The sequence below is a fragment of the Nocardia sp. NPDC051911 genome, assembly GCF_040681035.1.
GTDB lineage: Bacteria > Actinomycetota > Actinomycetes > Mycobacteriales > Mycobacteriaceae > Nocardia > Nocardia sichangensis.
The window spans coordinates 1-6,737 of the sequence record NZ_JBFAXY010000078.1 but is presented as its reverse complement, the minus strand read 5'-3'; the positions used below and the strand labels follow the sequence as shown (position 1 = coordinate 6,737).

Here is a 6,737-nt window from a genome sequence, read left to right as displayed (position 1 = left end):
AAAAGCCTCGGCTGGAAGACGCCCGCTGAAGCCTTCACCGAGCAGCTACGATCGCTCCAACAAACCGGTGTTGCGACGACCGATTGAATACGGCCAATACGTATCGGTGAAGTTCACTGAATCGCTTGCCTTGCACGGCTTGTCGGCTTCGGTCGGATCGGTCGGCGATGCCTACGACAACGCTCTGGCAGAGTCGATCATCGGCCTGTTCAAGACCGAGGTCGTGCGCCGGCGCGGACCGTTCAAGACACTATCCGAGGTCGAGTACGCGCTGATGGAATGGTGCGACTGGTACAACAACGCCCGCCTGCATTCCCGGCTGGACTACCTGTCTCCGACCGAGTACGAAGCCGCGTATTACGCTCAAAAACCGCCACGCCGACCGGTGCTGGTCTGAAACCGAAGCCGGTCCCTTACCCGTGACGGTTCATAGAAGAGTCATTTTGGGTTGATGTCACGCGAGAAATAGGCGACCGCGCGGCGCATGACCTCGGCTTCTTGTTCCAACTGACGGATCCGTTTGCGCGCTTCCCGCAACTCGGCTGACTCATCACGGGTGACGCCGGGCCGATGACCGTCTTCGATATCGGCCTGTTTGAGCCAGTTCTTCACACAACTCTGCGAAATCCCGAAGTCTCTCGCGACCTGCGTCAACGAGATCTCGCCCTTGCGGGCGACCGCGACGACATCGCGGCGGAACTCTTCGGGATACGGCTTCGGCATGGTGGACATCCTTCCAGCGAGGAGCAATCCTCACAGGTCAGGAGTCAACCAAACCGAGGGCAGTCCCTAGGGTCTCAAAATTCGTGGCATCTGCCAGTCGGTTGACCTGGTTGTTTTTGGTTTGTCTCACGCCGTGGCCAGCGCCGGTTGTCTCAGTTCGATGGCATTTCTTGTGTGCTGGATGGGGTTCAGGGTTTGGTTGCCCGGATCGAGAAGGTCAGTGGGAGAGGGTTTCCCGGGAGCCGCCAGCGTCCGTCGGGTTCTTGTTGCATTTGTGGTAGCCGCTGGTATGTTGCCCAGTCGAACTCGTGCACGAAGTCGATGCGTAGTCCGGCGGCGAGGACTGCGGTGATGATCTCGCTGAGGGAGTGCTGCCACTCGTAGCAGACGGGTTGGTTCAAGGTGTCGGTGTCTCCGGTGTAGGAGCCGTGCTGTTCGAACCGCATCGGTTCTTGGCGGTGGAAGTAGCTGATTCCGGTGTCGAGTTCGGGCTGGTCGTCGCGGAGGATGCCGGTGAGTGGATGTCCGTCGGCGAGGTAGAACACGCCGCCGGAGTCGAGGTGCCGTGCTGCGATCTGGGCCCATTGTGTGATGTCGGGGATCCAGCACAGCACTCCGTAGGTTGCGTAGACGATGTCGAAGGATTCGTCGAGGACCTGGGGTAGGTCGTAGATGTTGGTTCGCAGGAACCGGGCTGGTAGATCCAGTTGGCAGGCAAGTGATTGTGCGTGGGTGATGGCTTCGTCGGCGATGTCGACGCCGGTCACGGTCGCTCCCAGTCGTGCCCAGCTGAGGGTGTCCATCCCGAAGTGGCATTGCATGTGAAGCAGTCGTTTTCCGTGGACGGGCCCGACTTCGGCGTGTTCGTGGGTGCCGATGCTGCTTCTGCCGGCGAGAAAGCCGTCGAGATCGTAGAACGCCGACCGCGCGTGCAGCCGGGTTCGATCGTTCCAGTTCTGCCGATTCGCCTCGATGAACGTGTCGATGCCGGTGCCCGGTTGTGGCGTCATGTAGCCATCGTGATGGTCGGCTGGGGCGGGCTGCCACTGAATTTTTCCCGAGCTGGGACTCGATCTGCTGAGCCACTCGAACACACCGACTCGATCAGTCGCATTTCGGGTCAGCCCGCAATGCGCGGCATCGGGCTGTCTCGCTGCGGATTCGGCTGGGTCTGGTCGAGCGCGTCGAGGACGGCTTGTCCGAGTGGTGTGAGGGTCATGGGGCGTTGTGCGTGGGCGCGGTTGAGGAGTTCGCCGCCCAGGTCGAGTTCGAGTTCGCGGATTCGGCGCCGGAGAACGTCGGCGTGGATGCCGAGGTTCTCCGCGGCGCTGGCGAGGGCGGGGTGGTGACTGGCGGCGGCGAACTGTTCGAGTCGGCTCCAGACCCGCCTCCCCGGCCCTGCGGTAGTCGCCGACCCAGCGCCGCACCGTCCGGACACCCACCCCCAGCTCGGCGGCCTTCGCCTCATACCGGGCGTTCAGCGGCAGCGCCGGATCGTATCCGGTGCGTGGTTCCCCCGCAGCGGCAAGTTCGGCCGAACCGGACTTATAGCCGGTGAGAACTTCCCGGACATGCTCGGCGCGCTTGAGCAATCCCCGGCGCTGTGCGTCGTTCAGGTCGTCCAGGACGGCACCGGCCAATGCCTCGTCGTCGGTGCCTGCCGGGCCGTCCTCGGCCGGGATCACCCGGACACTGTCGGTGGTGAGCAATTCGCGAACCCAGACACGACGAACCGGCTACCCCGCCGACTGCGACCGAAGGACAACCTCATTGCCGGCGGAGGTGGCGATCATCTCTACGATCTCGACGGTCTCGCCGTCATAGATCAGCCGCGTCCCCACACCCAAGCGGGTGCCTGCCCTGCCCATCACACCGCCCGCAAAGTGGTCGCCGACCGCAACTGTGCCGACATGTCGACCGTGAACTCCTGCCGCCACAGCAGGTGCAACAGCGCCGCACGGACCGTCGCGGGCGGAAACCCGGATACGCAGCCGAGAGCTTCGCCGATGCTCATCCCGCTTACCATCGAGTCCCGCACCACCTCGACGACACCAGGGTCGAACAGCCAGCCGCGGCGGTAGCCTGCGAGGAATCGAACATTTGCCAGCTCGACCGGATCCGGTTCGCTCCAGATCTCGTATCGCCAGCCGCGTGCCCTCACCACCTGATCGGTCCATGCGAAGGTGAAGGCGACCTTCGGATCCTGTAGCCGCGCAGCAGGTTTCACATCGACCTCGGTGCCAGACCAATACGTGCCAGAGAAGTGTTTCTGCCCGTGATGCCAGCGGAACCTCCGCCACGGAGCCGCCCGTCCCATCGCTTCGGCGCTCACCGCCGCGAACGACCCGACCTCATCGGAACCATCGTCAGCGCAGCGGAACGCCACCACAACAGCATCCACATCGACCGATCGCGCCAATCTCGACAACGACAGCAACGCTCCACCCGCCAACTCGAACCCTCCTGCCCCGGAACACAACTGGCGAAGATCATCCACCAGTCAGCCGGAGCAGGGAGCCGAATCTCAAAATCATGGCCAACTGGCCACGCGATGGCCAAACATTCTGAGATTTGGCCACGACTTTTGAGACCCTACACACCGTCACCACTACCGAAGGCCGCAACGCGGCCAGAGCGCACGCCCTGGCGGCGCTCGCCGACCCGAAGGTGACCGGCTTACCCGCCCACGAACTGCAGCAGCTCTGCACGCTGCTGGCGCCGGCGCAAGCAGCGATCGCCGAGCAGCGCCAGTACCTGCAACGCGGCGGACCACGCCGAAAAGAACGCGGCGACCACGGCCGTCCGTTGCTGACACCGGCCGACAAAGTGCTGATAACCGTGGTCTACCTGCGGCGGGTATGCCCCCAGAAAGTCCTGGTGGAACTGCTGGGGATCAACCCCAACACCATCGGCCGGGCGATCAGGGAAACCCGCACCCTGATCGAAGAGCATCAGATCGAGTTTTCCCAGACATCGCACTACTTCTCCGACATCGACGAGCTGCGCAACTGGCTCGACAACGACACCACCACAACAAGGATCGAAGCCGCTCGAGCGTTGACTCACCCCGACCTCACCGGCATGACCCGTGACGATTTCCAGGCCCTCGTCGACCGGATATCGGTTTCCTACCGCGCCTCGATCGAACAACGACGCCACCGCCAACGCGGCGGTGAACGCCGCCCCGGCACCCGGGGCGGACTGTTCCGCCAGAAGATCACCGACGCCGACCGAATCCTGGCCACCGTGCTGGCCCAACGCCAGCTATGCGACCAACAAACCCTCGCAGAGCTGTTCGGCGTCAGCAGAGGCACCATCCGCAACGCCGTCGACGACGTCCTGCCGCTGCTCCAGCAACACGGCATCACCCCTGCACCCGCAATACGCCAGTTCACCACTGCCGCTGAAGTCCTTGACCTGATCGCCTCGGACACCGACCACAAATCGCCAAGTTGAATCTTTACGACTCCGGTGGATGATGCAGACTCCCGCTGTCAACTGGCAGGCTGTCAGCGAGGTCGGAGAGGGTTGGTTCTGATGGCATGACTGCGGCCCGCGTGGCGTCGTGGACACGCGGGTTGCTGAAAGTAGCGGTCAGGCCGCTGCGGCGCTGGAGTGCTTTTCCGGGTTGTAGATGGTGTTGTCCTGCCAGCAGCGCCAGAGAACCCGCCCCCAGCGGGCTCCGACACCACGCAAAGCGCGGTATTTGCCGTGGCCACGGGCTCGAGCTTGCTCATAGGCGTTGGCGGCCCAGTCGGTCTCGCGGGTGGAGACGAAAGCCCACCAGTCGATGGCGTGACGCATTCGATGGTTGCAGGCGTAACGGAACCGGACCTGATGCATGCGCCCAGAGGCGCGCGTGACCGGCGCCAGGCCGGCCTCGGCGAGCAGGACCCGCGCGTCTGGGTAGTGGGAGCGGTCGTCACCCATCTCGGCGATCAATGTGGCCGCGACGACCGGCCCGATGCCCGGGAAGCTGAGGAAGATCGGCGCATCCGGGTGAACATCGAGAAGTTGATCGATCCGTTTATTGCAGGCCCGAATGTGCTGGTTCAGCAACCGCAGCTGCGAGGCGAACAGTTGCGCGGTGAACTGCTTGCCCGCGGTAGTACCCTCCGACGCCGCCAGCAGGTGCGGCTGGAGCCGTTCCACGAGCTGGTCGGCTGGAACTCGACCCGTGTAGCCGTGTCGGCGGCAGAACGCGTCCATCCGCTTGTCTCCGACGCGAGCGGCCTGCGCGGGTGTCGGATAATCGGCGAGGAAGTCCAGGGTGATATCCCGGTCGAGCGTCGAGAACAGGTGCAGCGGCGCAGGATGATACGTGTCGAGAACAGCACGCAGCTGTGACTCGACACTGCGCTGAGACAAGATGATCCGCTCTCGGTCACGTATCACCGCCTTGAGTTCCGCGGTGTCTCGCGACAGCAGCGGCAACGGGCGCCAATGCGTGTGGTCATGACGGAGGGTGTCGGCCAGGACGAACGCGTCGAAGCTGTCGGATTTGGTCGCCGACAGCCGATAGCGTTCGCGGGCTCGGGCTGAAATCTTCGGCGACACACAGTAAACCGGAAGTCCACGGAGCTGCAGGTGCTCGACCAGCAGCCCCTCACCACGTTCGATCGCGATCCGGATGCCGGGAAGGTCGAGTAGGTCCTCGAGTTCGGCGAACCCGCCGAGGTCGTGTCTGACCCGCTTCTGAACGATCAGCTTGCCAGCATGGTCAACAATACATATTTGATGATGTGTTCCGCCCCAGTCTATTCCCGCGAACACAGACTGTTCGGCTGGACTGGTGCCGGTGACGTGGACCAACGATGCTCCTGCAAGAAGAAGTTCGGCCACCGCTCGGCCGGCTTCCCCGGAACCTCATCTCGGCGCTCGAAGCGCTACTCCCGCTGGCCGATGTGAAGCCCGCCACCACCCCGGCCCGACAGGTCTGCATCTGGACCTCGAAGGTTGCACGTCTGCATAGGTCGTGACCGGGGTGGTGCGAGTGACCGCCGGGACCATCCCGGCGACAGCATTGTGGACGGATGAGGTCTGCACCGGGGCAAGCGGCCACACATTGCCGACCACCTCCGGCAGTCCTTTGAGCCCGTCGCAGACCAGGAAGAAGACATCCTTGGCTCCGCGGTTACGGATCTCGGTGAGCACACTCATCCAGAACTTCGCGCCCTCACCACCGCTGCCGGCCCACAGGCCGAGGATGTCCTCCTCCCCGGTCACGGTGACCCCGATCGCGGCATAGATCGGCCGGTTGGCGACTTGACCTTCGCGCACCTTCACAACCAGCGCGTCGATGAAGATCGCGACATACACCTCGTCCAGGGGTCGGCTCGACCATTCCTGCATCTCCGCGACCACTTTGTCGGTGATCCGGGAGACCGTCTCCTTGGACACCGACGCGCCATAGATCTCAGCGAAATGCGCCGAAATCTCCCCGTTTGTGAGGCCTTTCGCATACAACGACAGCACGATCTCATCGACCCCGGACAATCGGCGCTGCCGCTTGCGCACGATCTGCGGTTGAAAGCTGCCGTCCCGGTCGCGGGGCACCTCGATCGGCACCGGCCCGGTCGTCGCGGTCAACACCGTCTTCGACCTGGTCCCATTACGCACATGCACCGATTCCCGGCCCTCGGGCGCCTGGTTGGGTTCATACCCCAAGTGCTCGGTCATCTCCTCGTTCAGCGCGGTCTCGAGGACGGTCTTGGTGAACTGCTGCAGCAACCCGTCGGGCCCCGTCAGGGACAAGCCCTGCTGTTTGGCCATCCTCACCAACTCCGCCGCTGCCAGCTGCTCGGCCGAGGCCTCGGCCTTCTTCTTCGCCACGGCATCAAGTGTCGTCATCACGGCACCTTCCCGCTGACCATCCGGTCAGCGAATCAGGCCGGAAACACCCATAAATCCACAGTCCCGCTCCCGGACCCGTCCGGACGCTCGTATGCTCGTCCGCATGGAGTTCTGGGCGATGGTGGCACACGAATCGGATAGCGGGATCGTCCTGACCCGGC

Annotated in this window: 5 protein-coding genes and 4 pseudogenes; 2 read left to right on the top strand and 7 right to left on the bottom strand. The window is 63.5% G+C overall.

All coding sequences use genetic code 11. The annotated features are described in order from the left end of the window. Positions 1–94: 94 nt before the first annotated feature. Positions 95–310, top strand: a pseudogene (locus AB0L97_RS38185) (integrase core domain-containing protein); the annotation flags it as partial. A gap of 131 nt (positions 311–441) precedes the next feature. Here the strand turns inward: AB0L97_RS38185 and AB0L97_RS38180 are convergent. The 5 genes and pseudogenes from AB0L97_RS38180 to AB0L97_RS38160 all read right to left on the bottom strand — a co-directional run. Then, a pseudogene (locus AB0L97_RS38180) lies at positions 442–723 on the bottom strand (transposase); the annotation flags it as partial. A gap of 188 nt (positions 724–911) precedes the next feature. Beyond that, positions 912–1,733, bottom strand: a complete 822-nt coding sequence (locus AB0L97_RS38175) for a class I SAM-dependent methyltransferase (RefSeq protein ID WP_364439852.1) — start codon at positions 1,731–1,733, stop codon at positions 912–914. 110 nt (positions 1,734–1,843) lie between these two features. After that, positions 1,844–2,191: a LysR family transcriptional regulator gene (locus tag AB0L97_RS38170; protein ID WP_364439849.1), complete on the bottom strand. Its 348-nt coding sequence runs from the start codon at positions 2,189–2,191 to the stop codon at positions 1,844–1,846. Next, positions 2,124–2,408 (bottom strand): annotated as a pseudogene (locus AB0L97_RS38165) (transposase); the annotation flags it as partial. The gene AB0L97_RS38170 and the pseudogene AB0L97_RS38165, both read right to left, overlap by 68 nt. Positions 2,409–2,590: 182 nt before the next feature. Then, entirely contained in the window at positions 2,591–2,950 is a 360-nt protein-coding gene (locus tag AB0L97_RS38160) for a TnsA-like heteromeric transposase endonuclease subunit (RefSeq protein ID WP_364439846.1), read from the bottom strand. Positions 2,951–3,294: 344 nt separating this feature from the next. Here AB0L97_RS38160 and AB0L97_RS38155 point away from each other — a divergent pair, with 344 nt between their 5' ends. Next, positions 3,295–4,179, top strand: coding sequence for a hypothetical protein (locus AB0L97_RS38155; protein WP_364439843.1), 885 nt, complete (start codon positions 3,295–3,297; stop codon positions 4,177–4,179). A gap of 138 nt (positions 4,180–4,317) precedes the next feature. Here the strand turns inward: AB0L97_RS38155 and AB0L97_RS38150 are convergent, their stop codons facing one another. Continuing rightward, entirely contained in the window at positions 4,318–5,535 is a 1,218-nt protein-coding gene (locus AB0L97_RS38150; RefSeq protein ID WP_364439840.1) for an IS110 family transposase, read from the bottom strand. A 213-nt stretch (positions 5,536–5,748) separates the two neighbouring features. Further along, a pseudogene (locus tag AB0L97_RS38145) lies at positions 5,749–6,576 on the bottom strand (IS256 family transposase); the annotation flags it as partial. Positions 6,577–6,737: the final 161 nt, after the last annotated feature.

Coding starts and splice junctions, on each gene's coding strand:
- AB0L97_RS38175 (WP_364439852.1), bottom strand. CDS start 1,733: ATGACGCCACAACCGGGCACCGGCATCGACACGTTCATCGAGGCGAAT.
- AB0L97_RS38170 (WP_364439849.1), bottom strand. CDS start 2,191: ATGAGGCGAAGGCCGCCGAGCTGGGGGTGGGTGTCCGGACGGTGCGGC.